This window comes from Rhodococcus sp. ARP2 (assembly GCF_001029585.1).
GTDB classification, from domain to species: domain Bacteria; phylum Actinomycetota; class Actinomycetes; order Mycobacteriales; family Mycobacteriaceae; genus Rhodococcus_F; species Rhodococcus_F erythropolis.
In genome coordinates this window covers 146,292-172,943 of sequence record NZ_LEKE01000011.1, presented here as the reverse complement: position 1 = coordinate 172,943, position 26,652 = coordinate 146,292, and the positions used below count along the sequence as shown (strand labels likewise).

1 protein-coding gene is annotated in these 26,652 nt (G+C 64.2%); it reads right to left on the bottom strand.

From position 1 onward, the window contains the following. Positions 1 to 75: 75 nt before the first annotated feature. Positions 76 to 26,652, bottom strand: coding sequence for a non-ribosomal peptide synthase/polyketide synthase (locus ABX74_RS02880; protein ID WP_047888178.1), 26,577 nt, complete (start codon positions 26,650 to 26,652; stop codon positions 76 to 78).

The following is a 26,652-nucleotide window of genomic DNA, read 5'->3' as shown; positions in this document are numbered from 1 at the left end:
ACGTTTTCCCCTCGTCCGGACCCACCCGGGGTCCATCACCCTGTGTGTTTCACTCATACCCATGTCGAACCTGGTTCAGACACCCCACTGAGCGATAACTTCCCGCAATCGTACAGCTATGCTTGCCGCCGGACCCGGTTCGATCATCTGGTTGTGTTCACAGTCGACTTCGGTGACTCGGATGTCGCCTTGTACAAACCTTCGCCATTCGGCCACGTCGTGTCCGTTCTCCGTAGATCTTCCGGCTACGAAGAACTCGATGGCTCCAAGGTGGACAGGCGGTTGGTGCCGATTCGTCAATTCGACGGAGTGGGAGTAACCGCGACTGATCCGCGCTAGATGCTCCGCTTCGATTCCGATTCCGGCGCCCAGGGTCTGCTCCAGCAATTCCGCCGCTTCTTCGAAGGTCTCGACGGGCTTGGATCCCGCCGGCATCGCGAGCCCGGCCAGTAGTTCGGAGACGGAGAGTTCCGCTGGCTGATCGGAATCCGACGACGGATAGCTGTCGAGGATCGACAACGTCACGTCACGTCCGCTCCGAGTGAGACTGTGCGCCACGGCGTGTGCGATGACGCCGCCGAGCGACCAGCCGGCCAGATGGATCGGGCCGGTCGGTGCCACGGCTGCAATGCGATTCGCGTAGTCGTCGGCGAGTTCGGTCAGCGAGTCGAAGCTGGGTCCGCCGCTCAGGGACGGTAACTGAAGACCGTAGACGGGTTGATCCAGCTCGAGGTGCTTGACGAATTCTGCATAACCCCAGGACAATCCGATACCCGGATGGACGAAGAACAGTGGTGCTCGATCGGATCCGGCGCGCAGCGTGATCATCGGGGCGAGCAGATCCGAAGAATCGTCCGGAGAGTGTGCGTCCATTCCGTCGGCCGCCCGGGCGACACCGGCCGGTGTCGGATCCAGGAAAAGCGACTGCAACGGCACTCGCATCCCGAGGCGCTTCTCGAGTTCGATGGTTATTCGAGTGGCGACGATCGACGTTCCTCCCAGTTCGAAGAAGTCGTCGTCGACGCCGATGTGCTCGTGACCGAGCACTGCCTCGAAGATGTCGACGACCGTTCGTTCGGTGTCATTGGTCGGCGGCGCGTACGGGACTGTACGACGCTCAAAGCTCGGCGTCGGCAGTGCTTTACGGTCCAGCTTGCCGACCGGTGTCACCGGAATTCGGTCGACGACGACAATCGCGCCGGGAACCATGTGCGCAGGCAGGCGAGAAGACAGGTGGCGGCGAAGCTCCCAGTCGTCGACGGTCTGTCCTTCCACAGGCTGGATGTAGGAGGCGATCATCGTCTCCCCCGACGGTGCTTCGTGCCCAAGTGTTGCGGCGAAGTAGACGGATGGGTGTGCCATCAGGACTGAGTCGATTTCGCCCAGCTCGATGCGGAATCCGCGGACCTTGATCTGGAAGTCGCTGCGGCCGAGGTATTCGAGGGTGCTGTCGGAGCGCCAGCGCACCAGGTCGCCTGTGCGGTACATCCGCTGGCCTGGTTCGCCGAACGGATCGGCGACAAATCGGTCGGCGGTGAGGTCGGGACGATTGTGGTACCCGCGGGCGAGTCCGGGGCCGGTCACGTACAGCTCCCCGATGACTCCCACTGGCACGGGCTTGAGGTGCCCGTCGAGGACCAGGCCGGCAAAGCCGATGGCCGGTCGGCCGATGTTGATGTCCTTGCCCGGCCGCATGGGTTCACTGACGCTGGCCTGGATGGTGGATTCGGTAGGTCCGTATCCGTTGAACATGCGGCGGTCTCGGCCCCAGATGTCCACGAGTTCGGGTGGGCAGGCTTCGCCACCGACTGCGAGCACGCGGAGTTCTGGCAGCGCGGAGCTTTCGATGGAGCTGAGCGCGGTCGGCGTGATGAACGCGTGTGAGACGTGTTCGTCGGCAAAGATTTCGGCCAACTCGGATCCGCCGAAGACCGTGGGTGGGATGACGACCAGGCAGGCTCCGCTGCCGAACGCCATCATGAGTTCGAAGACCGAGGCGTCGAAGCTCGGTGATGCCAAGTGAGAGATACGCGAATAGGGCTGGACGTTGAATCTCTGATGTTCCTCGGCGTTGAGGTTGGACAAACCGAGGTGGGTGACGATGACGCCCTTCGGCTTCCCGGTTGAACCCGAGGTGTAGATCAGGTAAGCGGGATGCCCGTGATGCAAGGGGATCGTGCGGTCGAGGTCGGTGATCGCGGCGGCGCTCTGGCCGTCGATCTCGTCGACGGTCTCGCCTTCATCGAGGACCATCCACTCGACCGTGTCGGGAAGTTGACTGCGGTGAGCGTCGTCGGTGATGCCGAGTACGGCCCGCGAATCGTCGAGCATGTGGTTGATGCGATCGTCTGGATAGTTCGGGTCGACCGGCAAGAATGCTGCTCCGGTTTTCGTAACCGCCCAGATGGCGACGATCTCCGCCGTGGACCGCGGCAGCCCCAGCGCCACAAAATCTTCGGGTCCGACACCGCGCCGGCACAACGCTCGAGCCAGCTTCGTCGATTCCTCGTCGAGCTCGCGGTAGGTCATCGACCCCTCGCGACTCGAGAGAGCTGGAGCATCCGGGTTCGAGGCGACTGCCTCGGCGAGGATCTCCGGCCACACCTGCACGCGAGTCGCTGCTGCACCGGATGCCGGCACCAGGGCTGCTGTTTCGTCGGCGGCGAGGATGCCGATGTCGGCGATACGTGTTGCGGGTTCGCATCCGACAGTGTCGAGGATCAGACGCAGTCGGTCGGCAAAGCGCCGAATGGTGGCGGGTTCGAAGAGATCGGTTGCGAAGTCGAACGCAGCGGACATCCCGGCCGGGGCGCCGGACTCGTCGAACTTCTCGTCGACGATCAGTTCGAGATCTTCCTTCGCGTATTCGGTTTCCACGGTGAGGCCTTCGATATCGAGGCCGGGCAAGTGGAAATGCGCTGGCTCGTTGTTCTGAAGTTCGAGGGCGACCTGGAACAACGGTGAGTACGACGTGGATCTGGTCGGATTGATGACGTCCACGAGCCGTTCGAATGGCAGATCCGAGTTCTGGAATGCGGCCAGATCGATTTCCCGGATGTGTTCCACCAGTTCGGCAAACGTGATGTCGGGGTCGACGCCGGTGCGCAGGACCAACGTGTTGACGAACATTCCGACGAGATGGTCGAGCGCTGCCTGACCGCGGCCGGCGATCGGTGTGCCGATGGTGACCTCTTCGGCGCCGGACAGCTTCGACATCAGCACGGCCAGTGCGCCGTGCAGAGCCATGAACATCGTCACTCCGTTTGCCCTGGTGAGGTCCGCGAGGGCGCGGTGGGTGTTGGCGTCGATGTCGAAGGTGAATCGGTCGCCGTGGAAGGTCTGTTGCACGGGCCGCGGGTGGTCGGTGGGCAGTGCGATGACGTCGTCGAGGCCGGCGAGTTGCTCACTCCAGTAGCGCAATTGGCGACTGATGACGGATTCCGGATCGTCTTCCGATCCGAGGACGCGGTGCTGCCACAACGTGAAGTCCGCGTACTGCACTTCGAGTGGCGCCCAGGTGGGTTCGGTTCCTGCCGTGCGCGCCAGGTAGGCCGTCATCACGTCGCGTGCGAGCGGCGCCATCGACGAACCGTCGGCGCAGATGTGATGGACCACGACAAACAGAATGTGAACGGGTTCATCGGTGTCGAGGCGGAAGAGCGCGACGCGCAGCGGCAGGTCCACCGACACGTCGAAACCGGTCGTGGCGAGTCGTTGCATGCGCTCTGCGAGTTCGTGCTCTCCCAACGTCATTTCACGGACCGGCGGTACGGCCTCGTCGGCGGTGAGCACTTTCTGAATCGGATCGCCGCCGACGGCGGGGAACACCGTCCGCAGGGTTTCGTGCCGCTCGACGACGTCGGCGATCGCCTGTTGCATGGCGGTGACGTCGAGGTCACCGGTGAGGCGAACAGCTAGTGGGATGTTGTACGCGGCTGAGCGTGTGTCGAACTGGTTCAGGAACCACATGCGCTTCTGCGCCAACGAGAGCGGGACGTTACCGTCGCGCTCCATGGGAGTGAGCGGCACAGTGCCGACGGCAGTGACAGCGTCGGAAAGCCGTTCGGCGAGCTGAGCTGTCGTCGGTGCCTCGAAGAGCACGCGCACCCCGACGTCGATGTTCAGTGCGGAGTTGAGCCGCGAGACCACGCGAGTGGCGATCAGCGAGTTGCCGCCGAGTTCGAAGAAGTTGTCGTCGACGCCTACCTGCTCGACGCCGAGTACATCGATGAAGGCGTCGGCGATCCGACGCTCGAGGCTGGTGCCGGGAGCCCGGAATTCCACGCCGGTTCCGGTGAACTCCGGGGTCGGCAACGCTTTTCGATCGAGCTTGCCGACCGCGGTGCGCGGTAGCTCGTCGACGATCATGATGCTGGCCGGAACCATGTGCGAGGGAACACGTCCGGCTAGGTGCGCGGTGATCTCTGCGCCGGTCAGCGTCGACCCTTCCTCGACGGTGAGGTAAGACGCGAGAACGGTTGCGCCGGCCGGTCCGTCGACGCCGAGTGTCACGCAGTTCGTGACACTTGCCATTGCAGTGATCTGGGCGTCCACCTCACCGAGTTCGATACGGAATCCGCGAATCTTGACCTGGAAGTCGCTGCGGCCTACGTACTCGATGGTGTGATCGCTTCGCCAGGAGGCGATGTCACCGGTGCGGTACATCCGGTCGCCTGGCTTGCCGAAGGGGTCGGCGACAAATCGCTCGCTGGTCAAGCCGGGACGCCGGTGGTATCCGCGAGCCAGGCCGATGCCGGCGATGTACAGCTCGCCGGGAGCTCCGACGGGCACCGGTTGCAGGCGCGAATCGAGGATCATCTCGTGCACACCGCGGATCGGGCCACCGATCGTGATGGGTGCACCCACTGTCATGGGTTCGCTGATGTCTGCCATGACGGTTGTCTCGGTGGGGCCGTAGGCGTTGACGAATTCCCGCCCGGGTGCCCACAGACCGACGAGGTGCGGTGGCAGAGCCTCTCCCCCGACGACGACGTGCCGGAATTCGTCCAGGCCGGCCGGATCGACGGTGGCGAGTGCCGCCGTGGTGACGAACGCGTGAGTGACGTGTTCGCGGCGGATCAGACTTGCCAGTTCGGCGCCGCCGTAGATGTCGGTCGGGACGATCACCATGGTTGCTCCGACACCGAATGCCTGCAGGTACTCGAAGATGGCTCCGTCGAAGCTGGGGGTGGCGAAGTGCAGGGTCCGAGAGTGGTGATCGGCGTGGAATCGACGTTGCTGATCGAGCGCGAAGCTGTCGAGTCCGGTGTGGGTGACGACAACTCCCTTGGGTCGGCCGGTGGATCCCGAGGTGTAGACAACGTAGGCGGCGTTGTCCATGACCACCGGTGCAAGCCGTTCGTCCTTGCCGATCGGCAGCGTGCAGCTTGTGGCGACGTCGTCGTCGAATGCTTCCTCTCCGAGCACCAACCAGGACACTATGGGTGGCAATGTGTCGATGGCGTCGACGACGGTCAACCCGAACAACACCTCGGAGTCGCTGAGCATGTGTTCGATTCGGTCGGCCGGATAGGTGGGGTCGACGGGGACGAACGCTGCGCCGGTCTTGGCCACTGCCCACACCGCGAGTACTGATTCGACGGATCTTTCGATGCCGATGGCGACCGACGTCTCGGGCCCGGCGCCGCGGCGGATCATGGCTCTGGCCAACTGGTTCGAGCGTCGGTCCAGTTCGATGTAGGTCATGGAACGGCTGCCGGCCGAGAGCGCGATGCGGTCGGGATATGTGGCGGAGACGTCGGCGAGTATTTCCGGGAGCGTACGAGCGGAGCGACCCGGGGATCCGAAGACCGGCGCAAGATCACGGCTCTCGAACTCCGTGAGAACCTGCAGGCGGGCCAGCGGCTGATCCGGCGCCGACGCCAGCTGCTCGAGGACGATGCCCACGCGCTCGGTGATCTTCGCGACTTCGCGGGCGGAGAAGTGCGTCGGCAAGTACTCCATCTTCAGGTTCAGCGTGTCACTTTCCGACGCGACAACGGCAATCGGATAGTGCGCCGAGTCGCGTCCGTCGATGCCGAGGACGTGCATTCCCGCGATGTCGGTTTCGGCGGTCAGGGCTGCCTCGTCGACGGGATACGACTCGAATACCGTCAGGGTGTCGAATGAACCGGCGGCGCCCACTGCTCCCGCGATGTCCGACAGTCCGATGTGGTGGTGGTCGAGTAGTGACGCTTGCTCGGATTGGACGCGAATGGCCAGTTCCGCGAGGGTTTCTCGGGCGTCGAGGCGGATTCGGACGGGCACTGTGTTGATGAACAGGCCGACAATCGATTCCACACCGGACACCTGTGGTGGGCGTCCGGAAACGGTTCCACCGAATACGACGTCGTCGCGGCCGAGGAGTTCGGCGAGCACGATTCCCCAGGCCACTTGGACCAGGGTTGCCATGGTCAATCCGCGGCTTCGCGCGAACGCCCGAAGGGTCTCGGCTCGTGCGGTCGGCAGCGAGTACGAGTGAATGTCACTGGCAACGGTTTCGGCGGCGGCGCTCGCTTGCGAGAGTTGGGTGGATGAGTCCACTCCTCGTAGCGCTTCCTGCCAGGCTCGCAGAGAAGAGTCGGGGTGCTGCTTCGAGATCCAGGTGAGGTAGTCGCGATACGACTGAACTCTGGGCAGAATCTCGGGGTCGCCGTCGGTTGCGTAGAGAGTGAGCAGGTCTCGAAGTAACAGAGGGGTTGACCAGCCGTCGAGCAGGATGTGGTGGTTCGTCACGACGAAGCGTGCTGTGTCCGGTCCGAATCGTACGAGCATGAACCGGATCAGGGGTGCTGTTTCCATGTCGAAACGCTGAGCGCGATCACGCTCGAGCAGCTGAGCGAACGCGACTTCACTGTCCTCGGTCCCGGACAGGTCGATCTCGGCCCAGCCGATCTCGACACCGGAACGGATTACCTGCAGCGCCCGCCCTCCCGGCGCGGAGACAAATCCCGCGCGCAAGCTCGGATGACGATCAACCAAGGCCTGCGCGGCGCGACGCAGGCGCGGTGCCTCCACCCGACCCCCGAGCTCGAGGGTCAGTTGCACCATGTACGGATCGATTTCCGTTTCGTCGAACTGGGCGTGGAAGAGCATGCCCGACTGCAGCGGTGACAGTGACCAGATATCGGTCAGGTCGGGGAACCTACGCTCGAGCTGTTCGATGCTCTGCTGATCCGCGGTGACGAGATCGAGATCGGTGGGCGTGAGCTCGCGCTCGGAGTGTTCGTCCACGTATTCACTCAACGAGCCGAGTGCTCGGGACCAGAGTTCCGCCAGTTCCGTGACTTCGGCTTCGCTGAGGATGCCGCGCGGGAAGGACCACGTTGCGCGCAGAATCGGACCGTGCGCGGTGTCGGTGGTGACGGCATTGATGTCGAGCACCGACGCGGCGGCAAGATCTCCGCTGTGCGCTTCGTCGAGCGTCACTTCCGAGATCGGCAGCCACGGCACCTCGCCGTGCTCGGGATCCGAGCCGGCAAAACGTCCGAGGTAGTTGAACGAGATCTCAGGTGTGGGCAACTCCTGTAGTTCTTCGTTCCGGTCGAGGTACTTGAGCATCCCGAACCCGATGCCGTTGTCCGGCAGACCGAGCAGCGTTTCCTTGACGACTTTCACAGCGGAGGCCGCGGTTGATCCCCCGGACAGTGCATCGACGACATTGAGTCCGGTGAGATCGATCCGGACGGGGAACAAGGTGGTGAACCAACCGACTGTGCGCGAGAGGTCTGCGCCAGGCGCTGCGTTCTCCTCGCGCCCGTGTCCCTCGAGATTGACGAGCACTTCCCCGCTTCGCTGTCCGCGCGATCGACGCCAGGCGGTGACGGCGATCGCGAGAGCAGCAAGCAGCCCGTCGTTCACCGAGCCTCCGAAATGTCGTGGCACCGCCGAGATGATGTTCTCGGTCACCGAGGTCGGTACGTCGACGCTGACGCGGTCGACGGTGGCTCCGACGTCGACCGCGGGGTCCAGCCCGCGCGTTCCGAGCATTGGTTCGTCGGTCCGCATCCTCGACCACAGGTCGATCTCGTCGCGTCGATCTGCGGCGGTCTCGGCGAGCGCTGTCGCCCAGCGACGTATCGACGTTCCGCCGGGCGGAAGAATCGGTGTTTCGCCGTCGAACGCCGACGCATATGCCGTGACCAGGCCGGGGACCAGCATTCGCCAGGACACACCGTCGACCGCGAGGTGATGAAGTACCAGGAGCAACCGTCCCGCCTCAGGCCGGTTGCCGTTCGCGCTGACCGGATCCAACCAGACTGCGCTGATCATCTTGCCGTGCTCGGGATCGAGTCGGCTGGATGCGTCCTGCATCGCGGCTTCTGCCGCGCGCAGGAATTCTTCGCCGCCGGTGGACACGATGGGGGTTCGGTGCAAGATGTCGGAGGCTGCGACGGTGCCGGGTTCGCTGATCTCGAGTTGGTGAGTCACGGCCTCCAGACGTGCCCGCAGTACGTCGTGGCGGTCGAGGATCGTTTGTAGTGCGCGTTCCAGCGCGGGGCCGGACACATCCGCGGGCAGTGCGATCAGCGCGCTCTGGCTGTAACTGCGGATCGTGCTCAGGTCACCGCGACTGCGTTCGACGAGCCACTCCATGATCGGTGTGAGCGGTAGCGGGCCGGCTCCCCCGCCGGGTAGCTCGGTGAGAACCGGTGCCGTTTCCGATGATTCGATGAGGAGGACCTTGGTGAGGCCGGCCACGGTTTTCGCTTCGAAGACGTCCCGCGGAGTGAAGATGAGGCCTGCGGACTTCGCCCGTGAGACGAGTTGGATCGACATGATCGAATCGCCGCCGAGGCCGAAGAAGGAATCGTCCACTCCGATACCGCCCCGCCCCAGAACCTCTCCGAAGAGGTCCGCGAGGACCGCTTCGGTGGCGGTGGCTGGTGCCCGCGTCGCCTCGGTTGTTCCCGTCACGGTGAAGTCCGGAGCCGGGAGGCTGCGTCGGTCGAGCTTTCCGTTGACCGTCAGTGGAAGCGATTCGAGGACGACGATCGCGGTGGGCACCATGTACTCCGCGAGTTCGGCGGCGACGAAGTCGGTCACCGTCGCTGAATCGACGGTACTGCCTGTTTCGGCGACCACGTACCCGACGATCCGCGGTGACGCTCCCTCTGTGCGAACAAGTGCTACCGAGGCAGCGACGCCGGGGCAGCGGAGCATTGCGGCTTCGATCTCTCCGAGTTCGATGCGGAAACCACGCACCTTCACCTGGAAATCACTGCGGCCCACGTACTCCAACTGCCCCGCGTCGTTCCACCTCGCCAGGTCCCCGCTCCGATACATTCGATCCCCCGAACTACCGAATGGATCGGGAAGGAACCGCACCGAAGTCAATGCGGGTTTCCCGAGGTATCCCCGAGTCACCTGGTCACCGGCGACGTACATTTCGCCGACAACACCTGGTGGCACCAGGTTCAGTCGCCGATCGAGTACGTAGACGGACAATCCTGGTACTGCTCGCCCGATGATGCTCGCCGACGCGTGCTCGCTGTCGTTGCGGTCGAGTGCGATTCGACTGACGTGCACTGTCGTCTCGGTGATCCCGTACATGTTGACCAGCGTCGGCGCCGTGTCCGCACGACGGTCGTACCACTTGCGCAATTGCCCGAGATCGAGCGCTTCTCCACCGAAGACGACGTAACGCAGTGCAAGGTCGGGGTCCGTGCCGTTCGGTGAGTACGCACGGTCGGCTTCGGCGAGTTGGTAGAAGGCGGTGGGTGTTTGGTTCAGCACCGTCACTCGCTCACGGCGGAGCAGTTCGTGGAACATGTCCGGCGATCTGGTCGTGTAGTAGTCGACGACGACCAGCCGGCCACCGTGCAGCAACGGCCCCCACAGCTCCCAGACGGAGAAGTCGAATGCGTACGAGTGGAACATCGTCCACACGTCCGTGTTGTCGAACCCGAATGTCGGGGAGGTGTTGTCCATCAGAGTCAGAACGTTTCGGTGGCTGACCTGGACACCTTTGGGGCGCCCTGTGGATCCGGAGGTGTAGATGATGTACGCGATCGCGTCGGGCAGAAGTGGTGTCGTCCGGTCCGCGTCGGTGATGCGATGTGGCGCGGAGTGATCGAGGCGTACAGCGATCTCCGGCGATCCGAGTTCGACGATGTCGATGCCGGATTCGATGATCTCCGAAGGTAGGTCGCTTCGGAAGTCTCCGGTCGTGACCAGGCATACCGGCCGCGCGTCGTCGAAGAGGAATCGCATGCGCTCGGCCGGGTAGGTGATGTCGACCGGCAGGTATGCCGCCCCGGTTTTGATGACGGCGACGAGGGCGAGCACGAGATCGGTGGTTCTGGGCATCGCAACGGCAACCACGGATTCCGGACCGATACCGCGGCCGATCAGGAGCCGCGCCAGGCGGTTCGCGCGCCCGTCCAGTTCGGCGTACGTCATGGCGCCGTCGCTGTCGTTGACCGCGGTCGACGACGGATGTGCTGCAACAGCTTCGAAGAATCGGTCCGCGATGTTGTCGGCCGGAGCCGGTTCGGCGTGAGTGTTCCACTCGGTCAGCATCTGTCGACGCTCGCCGGCGCCCACGACGTCGATGTCACCGGTAGGAGTCGACGGCTCTCGGGAGACCGCCTCGAGGAGGGTGAGCAGTCTGCGCGAGAACGACTCGATCAATCCATCGTCGAACAGGTCTGTGGCGTAGATGAATTCGGCGTCGATTCCATCCGTTCCGCCATCCGCGTCGTAACGCTCGGTGACCGAGAGTTGCAGATCGAACTTGGCGACGGGTAGGTCGAACTCGACTCCCGAGACCGACAGCCCTGGCAGTTCGAGTTGCGGTAGCGCGTTGTTACGGAACTCGATGAGGATCTGGAACAACGGAGTGTGCGACGTCGAGCGTTCCGGGGCGAGTGCGTCGACCAACCTTTCGAAGGGCAAGTCGGTGTGTTGGAACGCGCCGAGGTCGCCTTCGCGAACCTGGGCGAGTACGTCCTCGAACGACGCGTCGGGCGTGATCTGTGTCCGCAGCACAAGAGTGTTGACGAACATTCCGACCAGGTGATCGAGTTCGGCCTCGCCGCGCCCGGCGACAGGTGTACCGATGGCGATGTCCTCGGTACCGGCCAGGCGTGCCGCAAGTACCGCCAGTGCTGCGTGCATGACCATGAACATGGTGCTGCCGTGCTCGCGGGCCAGATCGGTCAGCGCCCGATGGGTCTGCGGCGATACAGCGAACCGGTGAACAGAGCCGACCATGGACGGCTTTGCCGGACGTGGGAACGACGTCGGCAGGGCGATCGGCTCGCCCAGTCCCGCGAGTCGGTCCTTCCAGTAATCGAGCTGACGGGTCAGAGCCGAGTCCGGATCTTCCTCGGAGCCGAGCACTTCGTGCTGCCACACAGCGAAGTCGCCGTACTGCACGGCCAGTTCCGACCAGCTCGGCGCACTGCCGGCGCTGCGGGCCGCATAGGCCTCTGCCACGTCCGCTGCCAGGGGGTTCATCGAGAACCCGTCGGCGACGATGTGGTGGACGACGATCACGAGTACGTGCCTGCGCTCGTCCCCGTCGACGCGCAGGACCGCGCAGCGGATCGGAACCTCGGCCGAGGCGTCGAAGCCTGCCGAGGCCAGCTCGAGGATTCGATCGGACACTCTGGCAGCAGTGACGATTTCCGGCTCCAGGATCGGCATGACCTCGTCGCTGGACATCACCTGCTGCACCGGCTGTCCGTCGATCGAGGGGAACTTCGTCCGCAAGCTCTCGTGGCGACCCAATACGTCCGCTACCGCGGCCTGCAATGCGGCGAAGTCCAGATCGCCGTCGAGGCGCACTGCCAGGGGAACGTTGTAGGCCGGCGAGGTCACGTCGAACTGGTTGAGGAACCACATCCGCTTCTGTGCCAATGACACGGGCAGTGGATCCGGGCGAGATCGCCGAGTCAACGGTGGTCTGGGGTTCTCGCCGCGGCCGACACTCTCCGCCAGACGAGACAGCTGCCGAACTGTCGGAGACTCGAACAATCCTCGAACGCCGATGTCGGTGCCGAGAAGAGCGTTGACGCGGGCGATGACGCGGGTCGCGGTCAGTGAGTTTCCGCCGATGTCGAAGAAGTGAGTGTCGATACCGATCGGGGACACTCCGAGCACGTCCTCGAAAACGCCCACCACCAGCCGTTCGAGCTCGGTCGCCGGCGCAGCGAGTGTTTCGGGATCGGTGTCGAAGCGAGGCGCAGGAAGAGCAGCCCGATCGACCTTGCCGACGCCGGTCAGTGGTAGCTCGTCGAGCACGACGACGCTCGCTGGCACCATGTGTGCCGGCAGTAGCTCCCGTGCCGCCGCCCGGATGTCCTCGGCGCTCACCGGGCGTTCGTCGTCGCAGACGACATATGCCGCCAAGGCCTGCTCGTCGGAGGGTCCGCGCACCGCCAATGTGACCGCGTACTCCACACCGGGCAGCTGACCCAACGCCGTGTCGACCTCGCCGAGTTCGATACGGAACCCGCGGATCTTGACCTGGAAGTCGCTGCGTCCGAGGTACTCGATGGTGCGGTCACTGCGCCAGCGCACCACGTCTCCGGTGCGGTACATCCGCTCCCCCGGCTCGCCGTACGGGTTGGCGACAAATCGTTCGCTCGTCAGCGGTGAACGCCCGTGATAGCCGCGCGCGAGTCCAACTCCGGCGACATACAGTTCGCCGGGAACTCCGACGGACACCGGTTGAAGTCTGCGATCGAGGACGACCTCGCTGAAGCCGCGGTTCGGCGGCCCGAGATAGACCTTCTCACCGGCTGGAATGGGGTCACTGAGGTTGCAGGAGATGGTGGTTTCGGTGGGTCCGTAGACGTTGACGAACGATCTTCCCGGCGCCCAGGTGCGCACCAGGTCCGCCGAGGGAGCCTCGCCACCCACCGTGATGGTGGTCAGATCGTCGAGTCCCTCGGGATCCACCGACGTCAGCGCTGCGGGCGTGATGAACGCGTGAGTGACATGTCCCTCTCGGAGAACGTCGGCCAGTTCGGTTCCTCCGTAGACGGTGGTGGGAGCTACGACCAGTTCGCCGCCGACGGCGAAGGCGAGCAGATACTCGAGAACGGAGGCGTCGAAACTCGGCGAGGCGAAATGCAGCGCGCGTGAATTCTCCGTGAGACCGTAGCGATGACGCTGTTCGTCGGCGAAGTTCTCGAGACCGGTGTGCGTGACGACGACACCCTTGGGCCGGCCGGTCGAGCCCGAGGTGTAGATGAGGTAGGCAGTGTTCTCCAGCCGCGGGGTTCCCCGGCGCTCGTCTTCGCGTAGCGGTGACGTGGACACTCCGGAGAGCCGAGTGGCGTTCTCCGGGTCGTCGAGTTCGAGCCACTTCGTTGCGCCACCGCCGGCCGGTGCGTGTGCAGCCGTGGTCATTCCGAGCGATGATGCCGAGTCCTCGAGCATGAACGAGATCCGGTCACTCGGGTAGCGAGGATCGATCGGCACGAAGGCGGCGCCGGTCTTGGTGATCGCCCAGACCGCTGCGACGGATTCGAAGGACCGTTCCACACAGATCGCCACCCGTGAGTCCGGGCCCGCGCCTTCCGAGATGAGCACGCGCGCCCACTGATTCGACGCCTCGTCCAGCTCTCGATAGGTCATCTTTCTGTCACCACAGGACAGTGCGACCCGTTCGGGGAATCTGCTCGCGGTGTCCGAAAAGATGCGATCGAGTGTCCGTACCGAGCGGCCTTGCCGGCCGCGCGCGGGAACCAATTGCTGCACTTGCGAATCCGGCATCAAACGCAGTTTCGCCAGCGGAAGATCCGGTTGTGCGGTGATCAGTTCGAGGGTGCGGAGCAGCCGGTCCGCGATCGCGTCGATGTCGTGATCGCCCAGGACTCCCGGGAAATACTCGAATTTGAGCCGCAGTCGCCCGTCTGCCGCAGAGGCAACGATCGCGAGTGGATAGTGCGCGGCATCCTCGGCGTCGTGGACGTCGAGAACGTGCATTCCGGCGATGTCGGTGCCCGAGGAGAGTCCACCGCGGTCAACGGGATACGACTCGAACACAGTCAGCGTGTCGAACGATGCAGCGGCCCCCACTGCCGAAGTGATGTGCGAAAGCCCCACATGATGGTGATCGGACAACCGCGCCTGTTCCGCTTGGACACGAACGCACAGCGCTGCCAGTGACTCTCGCGGGTCGAGGCGAACTCGGACGGGGACAGTGTTGATGAACAAACCCACCATCGACTCGACGCCGGACACCTGGGGTGGTCGGCCGGAGACGGTTCCACCGAAGACGACGTCGTCGCGGCCGAGGAGTTCGGCGAGCACGATTCCCCAAGCCACCTGGATCAAGGAGGCTGTCGTCAGGCCACGGGAGCGGACGAATCCACGCAGAAGTTCCGTCTCACGTTCTCCGAGGGCTGTGGTGGTCGAGCGTGAGGTCGCGCCGTCCTCGTCGACGGCGTGAGTTCCGGTCAGCAGCGTCGGGTCGTCGAGTCCGCGGAGTGCTTCGCCCCAGGCTTCGATCGACACGCTGTCGTCGCGAGTGCTGATCCAGCTCAGATAGTCCCGGTAGGGGTGCACGCGTGGGATGGCACTGTGATCACTGTCGGTGGCGTAGAGCGTCAGTAGGTCACGGACCAGCAGCGGCATCGACCATCCGTCGAGGAGGATGTGGTGGTTGGTCAGGATCAACCGATACGCGTCGTCTCCGGTTCGCAGAAGCAGGAACCGCAGCAGGGGCGGCGTGGCCATGTCGAAGCCTCGCACCCGATCCGCATGGAGGAGCTCGCGTATCTCGGTTGCCTGTTCGGTGGGGGCCAACGGAGAGATGTCGATCTCGGTCCACGGCACGTCAACGTCGGCGCTGATCACCTGCACCGATCGCCCACCGGTGTCGGTCGTGAACGCAGCGCGCAGGTTCTCATGACGGTCGAGCAACGCCTGTGCGGCGCGGTGCAACCTGGACGCGTCGACGCCGTCGAGTTCGAGTGCGAGTTGGACGGTGTACGCGTCGACTGTGTGTTCGGCGTAGCGGGCGTGGAAGAGCAGTCCGGATTGCAGCGGTGAAAGGGACCAGACGTCGGTCAGTGTCGGGAACTCGCGCTCGAGGTGGTCGATGGACTCCTGGTCCAGTTCGATCAGGTCGATGTCCGACGGTGTGAGTCCCCCGCGTTCGCTGTGTTCGGCGTAGGTGGCCAGAGCGCGCAACGACTGCACCCAGAGTTCGGCGATGGCGCGAGCATCGCGCTCTGCCAGCACGCCGGTGGGATACGCGATAGTGGCACCGATGTGCGGTGCACCCGAGATTTCGGTGGTGACGACATTGACGTCCAGGACCGAACCCACGGGCATCTCGGACCGAGCTGCCGCTTCCAGATCGACGTCGCGGGCCAGCGCCCAGTCCCCCAGCGACTCTCCTGCCTCGGTGCCGGAAAAACGACCGAGATAGTTGAACGAGATCTGCGGTTGACGGAGATCTTCCAGTTCCGCTCGGCCCACCTCGTCGAGATAACGCAGAACTCCGTACCCGATGCCACTGTCCGGAACTCCCAACAGTTCTTCCTTGACCCGCTTGAGAACCACCGCTGCCTCGGGGCCGCTGCTCATCACGTTCGCGATGTCGATGTCGGCGAGGTCGATTCGCATCGGGAAGACACTGGTGAACCAGCCGACGGTGTGCAGGACGTCCGCACCGGGCACCACGTGAGCCTCGCGTCCGTGACCTTCCATCGAGACGAGCACGTTGTCGGTTCGTATGCCCTGTGCCTGCCTCCACTGCGTCAGTGCCAGCGCGAGAGCAGCAACGAGACCGTCGTTGACGGATCCACCGAAGAGCGCGGGAAGCGTGGTCAGGACTGTGTCGGACAGTTCGACGGGCACGTCGGCGACAACTCGGCCGACCGAATCGAACGTGTCGAGCCGCGGGTCCAGCGGCCGGGTTCCGATCAGGGGGTCGTCACCTTCGAGGATCGAACGCCACCGCGGCAATTCGACTCTTCGATCGGGCGCGATGTCACGGAGCGCATGCGACCAACGACGAACCGACGTGCCCGAATACGACGGCTCCGGCTCCTCGCCGGCGTCGATCCGGTGGAAAGCGGACGCAAGTTCCGGTACGAGCACGCGCCAGGACACACCGTCCACCGCGAGGTGGTGGATCACCAGGAGCAACCGGCCGGTGTTGCGTACGCCGGACAACCAGACGACCCGCACCATCTCGCCCCGGACGGGGTCGAGTTCTCGACGTGCATCACCCAGGGCAGCGACGATCGCCGCGTCGAACACTGCGGAGCCCGGCTCGGCCTCGACCTCGACAACCCGGCAGATGTCCTCGGCTGCAACAGATCCCGGATCGTCGACAACGAGCCCGCGCTCGCCGTCGAGTTCGAGACGCGCGCGAAGGATGTCATGACGATCGAGAACAACTTGAAGCGCTGCGGTCAACTGCTCCACACTGCGAAGCCCGTGCGGCGCATTGAGAAGGGTCGCTTGGGAGAACGAATCGAGCCCCTGCAGATCGGAGCCGAGCCGGTCGAGCCACCACTGTGCCACCGGCAACAACGGCACGTGGCCAACGCCGCCTCCGGGAAGTTCCTCGAGCACCTCGGGTTCGTCGTCCTTGGTCGATGCCAGCAAAACCGCAAGACCGGCGACCGATTTCACCTCGAAGACGTCACGCGGGGTGAACACGAGCCCGGCGTCGCGGGCACGGGCGACGAGCTGAATCGACATGATCGAATCGCCGCCCATCGAGAAGAACGAGTCGTCGACGCCCACCGATTCGACACCGAGGACATCGACGAACAAGGCGGCCAGCGTGCGCTCGGTATCGGATTCGGCAGCCCGCGAGCGCGCTTGGGTTGCTCGCAGGTCGGGAACCGGCAGGGCTCGGCGGTCGAGCTTTCCGTTGGCAGTCATCGGCAGTTCGTCGAGAACGACCACCGCCGCAGGAACCATGTACGGGGCCAGAGCCGAGCCCGCGAACGCGATGACGGCCTCGGGATCCACAGTCTGAGCATCGTTGGCGGGCACGACGTATCCGACGATTCGCGCGGCGCCTCCGTCACGTTCGAGCGTGGTCACCACGGAATGCGCGACCCCGGGGTAACGAGCCAGAACTGCTTCGATCTCGCCGAGTTCGATGCGGAACCCACGAATCTTGACCTGGAAATCACCTCGGCCCTGGTACTCGAGTTCGCCGTTCTTGTTCCACCTGGCGAGGTCGCCGGTGCGGTACATCCGTGTGCCCGCACTGCCCGCGGGATTGGGCACGAAACGTTCGGCGGTGGTGCCGGCGCGGTTGCGGTAACCGCGGGCGAGTCCGTCGCCACTGACGTACAGCTCCCCCGTCACTCCGACCGGGACGCGGTGCAGGCGATTGTCGAGGACCCACGCACTGATGCCTGTCGACGGGCGACCGATCGTCACTCGATCGGCCGGGGACATCGGCTCGGTGATGCTGGCGACGACCGTCGATTCGGTCGGTCCGTAGGCATTGATCATGATCCGGTGATCACTGACCCAGGCGGCGACGAGATCGGGCGGGCAGACGTCGCCACCGGTTCCGATGCAAACCAGCTCGTTCAGTTCGCTCGGATCGACCGTGGCCAGAGCGGCCGGGGTGATGAAGGCGTGCGTGACGTGCTGATCGGCGATCAGGCTCGTCAGTTCGGTTCCGCCGATGATGCTCGGTGGAGCGATGACCATCGTGGCCCCGGCACCAACGGCCATCAGGAGTTCGAGAATCGAGGCGTCGAAGCTCGGTGAGCTGAAATGCAGCGTGCGCGAAGTCGATTCCACCCCGAATCGAGTACGTTCCTGTTCGGCGAGTGCCGCAAGCCCACGGTGAGTGACCATGACACCTTTGGGGACGCCGGTGGAACCGGAGGTGTAGATGACATAGGCGGGATTGTCCAGAGACACCGTCCCCGCCAGTTCCGAGGCCTCCAGCCGCTGATCTCCGAACTGTTCGAGGGTTGCCAGTGTCTCGGCCTGATCGAGCAGAACTGCGTCTGCCTCGTCGGGGACGACACCCACATGCTCGGCGGTGGTGAGGACGACGCCCGCTCCCGAGTCGTTGATCATGTGATGTACGCGGTCGACGGGGTACGCCGGGTCGACGGGTACGAATGCGGCGCCGGTCCGGGCAACCGCCCAGATCGCGACCACGGATTCCAGTGAGCGTGGCAATGCCAGGGCGACAACGGATTCCGGACCTGCCCCGCGGCCGATCAACAGTCGTGCAAGCCGATTGGCCCGGCGGTCCAGATCGGAGTACGTCAGATGTCGGTCGCCGAAAATCAGTGCAGTTCTCTGCGGTTCGTCGACGTACTTCCGCTCGAGCAACGTCGAGAAGTGAACCTGGCCGGGAAGTTCCGGTGCAGACACGACGCTCATCGTGTCGGTGTCGACCACGAGATCGATGTCGCCGACCGGCGTGTGCGGTGATTCGGTCACCGCACCGAGGATCCGAACAAGATATCGAGCGAAGCCTTCGACCGTCGACTCGTCGAACAGGGCGCTCGCGTAGGTGAACCCGGCCTCGATTCCCGCCGGCCGGCCGTCGTCGTCGAATGTCTCGGCAAGCGTGAGTTGCAGATCGAAATTCGAGACGGCGGATTCGAGTTCGAGGACCTCGACCTCGAGGTCCGTCAGACGAACTGCTGGTCGACTGGTGTTCTTGAACTCCAGCATCACCTGGAACAACGGTGAATGCGAAGTCGACCGCTCCGGAGCGAGCGCATCGACGACGCGCTCGAAGGGGACGTCTGCGTGAGCGAAGGCGTCGAGGTCGGTGCTGCGAACTCTGGCCAACAGATCGGTGAACGAGGCTGCGGGGTCGACATCGGCGCGCAGCACCAAGGTTCCGACGAACATACCGACCATCGGATCCAGGAGGGCATTTCCGCGTCCGGCGATCGGTGAGCCGATCGTGATGTCTTCCATGCCGGACAATCTGGCCACGAGCACCGCGTACGCGGCGTGTGTCGCCATGAACATACTGCTTCGGTGTTCGATCGCGGTTTCGCTCAGACGACGATGAATGCCGGCATCGATGTCGAATCGAACGACGCCGCCCGAGAGATCCTGTACGCGCGGCCGCGGGCGATCTGCGGGGAGCGCGAGAAGCTCGGGCACACTTGCCAGCTGACGTGTCCAGTACTCGAGCTGGCCGGCGAGGGTGCTCTCCGCTTCGTCTATCCGTCCGAGAGCCCTTTCCTGCCAGATCGCGAAGTCCGCGTACTGGACCGGGAGAGGAGACCAGTCGGGTGCCTCACCTCGATGCCGTGCCGAGTACGCGCTCATCACGTCGAACGCCAACGGTGCCATCGAGAATCCGTCGGCGCAGATGTGATGGACGACCACAGCCAGGACGTGATCTTCTGCGTCGACCTCGATCAGTTCCGCCCTGATCGGTGGAGCCTGCGTCACGTCGAAGCCCCTCGAGGTGACGCGTTCGATCTCCCCGAGTACCGCTTCGGTGCTCGCGCCGACAATCGGTAGCGACCCCAACGCTTCACCGGGTTCCACGATTACCTGCGCCGGCGCTCCCTCGATCATGGGAAACAGCGTGCGCAGCGATTCGTGGCGATCGAGCACATCGGTGATCGCGCCTTCCAAGGCCGCAACGTCCAACCGGCCTCTCAGCCTGATCGCTATGGCCACGTTGTACGCCGCGGAGGTGACGTCGAATTGATTGACGAACCACATGCGCTTCTGGGCCAGCGACAGCGGAATCGACTGCGGCCGCGGCAACGCCTCGAGCGGAAGAACGGCTGCTCCCCCTCGCGCCGTGGCGCACTCGACCGCCAACTGCGCAACGGTCGGCGCGTCGAACAACTCTCTGATCGACAGGTTCAACGAGAGTGAATCGTTCACGCGCGCCACGGCTCGGGCAGCGACGAGACTGTTTCCGCCGATCTCGAAGAAGTTGTCGTGAACACCGACTGCCCCGGATTCCAGAAGCTCCTCGAAGATCGCCGCCAACTGTGCTTCGAGCGGTGTTCTCGGCGCCAGATACGTCTGCGAGCTGTCGAAGCTGGGCGCGGGCAGAGCTTTCCGATCGAGCTTGCCGGTCGAGCCGAGCGGAAACACGTCGAGGGCGATGACCACTGCGGGAACCATGTAGGCGGGAAGGAGACCTCTCAACTCGGCGCGCATGCCGTCCGTGTCGATCGAGGTGCCGGTCTCGGCGATGACGTAGCCGACCAAGCTGTCACCGACCACGTCGTCGTGATGGACGAGAGCAGCAGCTTGCGTGACACCGGGCAGCCTGAGCAACGCTGCTTCGACCTCGGCGAGTTCGATGCGCTGGCCGCGGATCTTGACCTGGAAATCGCGTCGACCGACGTAGTCGAGCAGCCCGTCGGCGCGCCACCGGACGACATCACCGGTTCGGTACATCCGGGTGCCAGCCGGGCTGTACGGATCGGCCACGAATCTGTCGGCGGTGAGATCGCTGCGCCCGAGGTATCCACGCGCCAGTTGCACTCCCGCCAGGTACAGCTCGCCGTGAACGCCGACCGGAACGGGATGCAGCCGCCCGTCGAGGACATAGAGCTGGGTGTTCCACACAGGCGCACCGATGGGAACGGTGACGGTCATGTCTGGGGTGAATTCGGCGGCGCTCACGTCGACGGCAGCCTCCGTGGGTCCGTACAGGTTGAACAATCCTGCAGAACTCAGACGGGTGAACGCCTCCGCGGTGGTGGGAGCGAGAGCTTCACCGCTGCAGAACACCTGACGCAGGCTTGCGCACTGCCCGGCAGTCGCGACCGCGACGAATTCCGCGAGCATCGACGGAACGAAGTGCGCCGTCGTGACGCCTTTTTCGGCCATCAACGCCGACAGGTACCCGGGATCACGGTGCCCCTCCGGTTCCGCGATCACCAACTGCGCACCAGTCTGCAGGGGCCAGAACAGTTCCCACACCGAGACGTCGAAGGTCACCGGAGTCTTGTGCAGCACCACGTCCGACGCGTGAAGTGGGTACGCGTCTTGCATCCACAGAAGGCGATTGACGATCGAACGGTGTGATACTGCAACGCCTTTCGGCCGACCGGTCGATCCGGACGTGAAGATCACGTATGCAGCATTGTCCGGGAGGAGGGGTCGGATCCGATCAGCGTCGGTGATCGGCACCGTCGTGGACACGGGACGATCGAGATCGACGTCGACGATCGGGACTCGCGCGGGAAGTGCGCCGTGGTCCTGGGGCCGGCTCAGCACACAGATCGGTGCGGCGATGTCGAAGACGTACGCGATACGTTCGGCCGGATGGTCGGGGTCCACCGGGACATACGCCGCGCCGGCACGGATCACGGCGTGGACCGCGACGAGTAGTTCGGGTGACCGGCGAATCGACACCGCGACGCGCATGTCCGGGCCGACACCGTGGGCGATGAGGGTTCTGGCAAGTTCACTGACCCTCGCGTCGAACTCCGCATACGTCAGTGTCCGCTCGCCGTAGATGAGCGCGGCCCCCTCGGGCGTCCGGGCTGCCTGCTCCGCCACCAGGTCGGAGAGGGTGGTGATCGGTACGGCGTGTTCGGTGGCATTCCAGCGCTCGAGGACCAGTTCCGCCTCGCCCACAGCTGTGAGATCGACGTCGCCGACGATTGATTCGGGGTCGGCCGCTACCGCGTCGAGGAGCATCGTGAAGCGATCAGCGAGGCCCGACATGGTGTCCGAGTCGAAAAGTTGGCTGGCATAGTTCAACTGGCCGTCGAGATGGTCGCCGCGGTCGGTGAGAATGACCTGAAGATCGAACTTCGCTGCACCCGTGGACAGTTCGTCAACAGTGACGTCGAGCTCGGGTAAGGTGACCTCGGCGGGAGCAGCGCCTTGCATCACCAACATGACCTGGAACAGCGGTGCCTGGCGCTCTGCGAGGGATTCGACGAGTACGTCGTACGGCACTTCGGTGTGCTGCAAGGCCGCCACGTCGACGTCCCGGACGCGGGTGAGAACTTCACCGAAGGTGAGTCCCCCGTCGAGAACCGTCCTCAGCACCACCGTGTTGACGAACATTCCGACGACGTCGTCGAGGGCGCGCTCGCTACGCCCGGCCACCGGGGTGCCGATCGTGATGTCGTTCGCTCCACATTCTCGACTGAGCAGGACGGCCAGCGCGGCGTGGATCACCATGAACACGCTGACGTCGCATCGCGCCGCGATCTCGCCGACCCGGCGGTACGTCGCGGAGTCGATCCGGAAATCGAGATCTCCACCGCGCAGCGAGACACCTGCAGGCCGCGGGTGATCCATCGGCAGTTCCGCGAGCTCACCGCGTTCGGCGAGCGTGTGCGACCAGAACCGCAACTGCTCGGCGAGAATTGAATCCGGGTCGGATGCTTCGCCGAGCGCTCCTCGTTGCCATTCGCTGAAATCGCCGTACTGCACTTCGAGCGGCAACCACGCCGGTACACGCCCGCTCGCCCTCGACGCGTAAGCGACCATCACGTCACGAGCCAGCGGCGCCATCGACAGGCCGTCCGCTGCAATGTGGTGAACGACGAGGACCAGCGTGTGCTCGCGTTCGTTCACCTCGAGCAGAGTGGCGCGGATCGGCACCGATTCGCTGACGTCGAATCCCGTTCGTGCCAGTTCGCTCGCCCGCGCTGCGGCCGCTGCGGCAGGCACCGTTTCCACCTCGAGATGATCGAACATCTCGTCCACACCGAGAACGTGCTGGACCGGACCACGGGCGCTCTCGGGGAAAACGGTCCGCAAGACCTCGTGCCGAACGATCACGTCCCGCAGTGCGGTGAACAGTGCGTCGACGTCGAGATCGCCGGTCATCGAAACCGCGATCGGAATGTTGTACGCCGGCGAACTCGGATCGAGTTGATTGGTCAGCCACATACGTTGCTGAGCCAGAGATACCGGTATCCGGTCAGGGCGATCGATACGCGTCAGTGCTGGGGCGCGCGTGTTCCGCGAGTCCGCGAGGTCTGCGCGAGCAGCCAGAGCGGAGACGGTCGGCGCCTCGAAGAGGTCGAGAACGCTCAGCGTCGTCCCGAGTGCTCCGTTGACCCTCGACACGACTCGGGTCGCGATCAGCGAGTCACCGCCGAGGTCGAAGAAACTGTCGTCTGCTCCCGCCCTGGTGATGCCGAGCAGATCGCAGAACACCGCAGAAATTCGCTTCTCGGTCGAGGTCTCGGGGGCACGGTATTCGGCCGTGCCGCCCGCCGAATCGATGTCCGGTAATGCTTTCCTGTCGATCTTTCCGGCGGGAGTCAGTGGAATGGAATCGAGTACGACGATCCGCGACGGAACCATGTGCGCTGCCAACGAGGATCCGGCGTGGGCGATCAATTCGGAGTTGTCGATGTGCGTGCCCTCAGCCGCCGTGACGTACGCCGCCAACAGTGTTTCCCCACTCGGGCCCGAAACTCCGGCGGTGACGGCCTGCGCGACGCTCGGATGGCGGCGCAGTACGTCGTCGATCTCGCCGAGTTCGACGCGGAAACCGCGGATCTTGATCTGGAAGTCGCTCCGTCCGAGGTACTCCAGCTCACCCGCGCCGTTCCACCGCGCGAGGTCACCCGTGCGGTATATGCGCTCTCCCGCAACGCCGTTGGGGTCGGCGACGAATCGTTCGGCCGTGATCGTGGCTCGCGCGTGGTATCCACGCGCCAAACCGATACCGCTCACATAGAGTTCGCCGGCGACACCGATCGGCACCGGTTGAAGCCGCGAATCCAGGAGGACGGCCGCGGCGCCGCGCATCGGCTTTCCGATCGTGACGGGAACATCGCTGCTCAGCGGTCCGGTCAGGGTGGCGACGACGGTGGTTTCGGTCGGTCCGTACGCGTTGAACATCGAGCGTCCGTGTGACCACTGATCTACCAGCGCGGGCGAGCAGGCGTCGCCGCCGGTCACGACCACTCGTAGATCCGGTAGGCCGGCGGGATCAACAGTTGCCAGCGCGGCCGGGGTGACGAAAGCGTGTGTCACCCGGCCGACGCGCATCACCTGGGCCAGTTCGTCGCCGCCGTACACGGTGGGCGGCGCTATCACCATCGTCGCCGCGCCGCCGAAGGCAAGGAGAAGTTCGAGTACCGAAGCGTCGAAGCTCGGCGACGAGAAATGCAGGGTGCGGTCGCCTGGTTCGACTCCGAACCTGATTCGTTCTTCGTCGGCGAAGCTGCTCAGCCCGCGGTGACTGACCACGACGCCTTTGGGGACGCCGGTAGATCCCGAGGTGTAGATCAGGTAAGCCGGGTCGTCGTAGCGAACGCGTGAGCGACGTTCGCCATCGTCGAGCGGTGGGTCCGAGCGGTACGCGTTCGGTTCTTCGGTGCGGAATTCGTCCAGAAGCAGCCAGTCCACCGAATCGGCGAGCCCGGCATGGTGCTCCCCCACGCTGATTCCGACAACAGCTCCCGAATCGGTGAGCATGTGCCGAATACGATCCTCGGGGTAGTGCGGATCGATCGGAAGGAAGGCGCCGCCGGTCTTGGCCACTGCCCACGTCGCGGTCACCGATTCGATCGACCTTGACAGTGCAAGGGCGACGTAGGTGCCTGGGCCGACTCCCCTGTTGATCAGTTCGCGGGCGAGTGTGTTCGACTCGGCGTCGAGTTCCCGGTAGCTCACCTCACGATCACCGAAAACGAGCGCCGGGGCATCGGGGTTCACAGCCGCGGCCCGCCGGAGGATATCGGGCAGGGTCAACGGCGCGGACGCGGTCGCTCCCCGTGCCGGCATAAGGAACTCACGCTCGAACTCGTCGAGAAGATCGAGATCTCCGACCGACGTTCGCGGGGCTGCCGCTGCGCCCGCAAGGATCCGCACCAGTCGCGAGAGGAAGGCTTGGACCGTGGATTCGGCGTAGTGCTGCGTGGAGTACGCCACCTCGAGGGCGCCGGTATCCGCGTGGACGTCGATCGCCACATCGAGGCCGGCAATCGTGGTCTCCTGCGAGCCGTCGTTGAGATGGACGTGCAACTCGGGCAGCTCGGGGATACCTGCCGCCGATCGAACCAACAACGTGTCGCGTTCTCGAGCAAGAAAACTCACGAACTCGTCGAACGGCGCCGCCGGATCGACCTCGCAGCGCAGCGGCGAAGTCCCCCACTCGGTCCTCGTTCCGATCAACACGTCACGGCGCTCGGTCGATCTCGACAACAATGCCGCAAATGCCGCGTGGACAACGGCAAAGAGTGAGACATCTTCCGTACGTGCAAGTTCGGCGACCGCGGGATCGAGCGGGAAGCTGAGCCGATTCGTAGTGGTCGGCTCCGATTCTGCGTCGATTCGCTCGAGCCCCAGCGCCGAACCCTCGTCGGAGTCCCCCAGATATCCAGCCCAGAACCTTTCGGTTTCCCTCCGCTGCGCACTGCGTGCCCCGGCCTCGGCGCTTGCCGGATGAATCCGGTTCATCGGCGTACCGGCCGGTGCTGCTGTCAGTTCTGCGACCAACTCGGTGAACGCCCGGTGGTGTTCAACCAGTTCGTCGTGACCGTAGCGATTGGGGTTGCCACGAAAGTCGATCAACGTCTGAGCTGGGTCGCCACTCTGGTACACGTTGACCAGGAGATCCTCGACGGGCCCCGACGTGACGATGTGAAACTCGCCGGTCAGTGATCCCAGTGTTATCTCCTGCCGGAAGAGCATCACATTCATCATCGGACCGGACAGTCGTGCATCGCCGACCGCCAAGCCCGCATCGCGCCTGATGTCTTCGAGACTGCATCGCTGATGACGAAGCGCGCCGAGGAGTTCGAGTTGGACCCGCCCGACCAGATCGTCCACGCTTTCGTCGGGGTCGACGTGGATGTGAAGGGGCGCGACGTTGACCAGCATTCCGCCGGAGCGTTGCAGCGGTGCCGTGGTCCTCGCCGAGACCGGCAGATTTATCAGAACGTCGTCGTAGCCGGTGTTGCGAGACAAATAGCACGCCAGTGCCGAAATCAGCACCGCCGCCGCAGTGGCACCGGAACGCGAATTCCACTCGTCCAAGGCAGCAAGGCTGTTCGCCGACATCGCGGCACTGACGAGTTCGCTACGCGCAGTCGGAGGTCCCTCACGCGTCGCCAACGTAGAACCGTGCTCGACGCCGGACACTCGCCGGGCCCAGTATTCGCGGTCGGCCTCGAACCGACTCGATTCGCGGTACTTCTGATCGAGTTCGGACAGCGTCGTGACGTCGAGCGCCTTGTTTACCGCAGGCTCCCGGCCCTCGACTGCTGCGGTGTAGATCGCGGCAATGCGATTCACTATCGTCATTCCGCTGTATCCGTCGAGAGCAACGTGGTGAATCCTGGTGTACCACAAGTAGTCTCGATCGCCAGTTTGGAGAATTGTCATCTCGACGAGACGATCACGCGTCAAGTCGAGCGTCGTCGCGTAATCGTTGTCCATCCACTCCGACGCAGCCTGCCGAGGGTTCTCACGCTCGCGGAAGTCGAAGTAGTCGATACCCGGATCGATCGTGAAGTCCACGATCTGGCACGGCTCACCATCGGGGTACATCAACCGCAGAAATGGCGACTCGAACTCGTGGGCGGCCTCCACTGCAGCGCGGCTGAGCAGTTGCATGTCCAGGTCGCCGTGGAACTCGATGTACTGCGCAATGAAATACGGCACCGTCGGGTGAAGTTGCTGCGCAAACCACATACTGCGCTGCACCGCTGACAGGGGAAACGCCCCTGCCGGCAGGCTTCGCGATCCGGTCAGCGGATCGATCCTCTTGTCGGTATCCAT

Bases quoted from the DNA above. Each gene is read 5' to 3' on its own strand.
- ABX74_RS02880 (WP_047888178.1), bottom strand. From the start codon at position 26,652: ATGGATACCGACAAGAGGATCGATCCGCTGACCGGATCGCGAAGCCTG.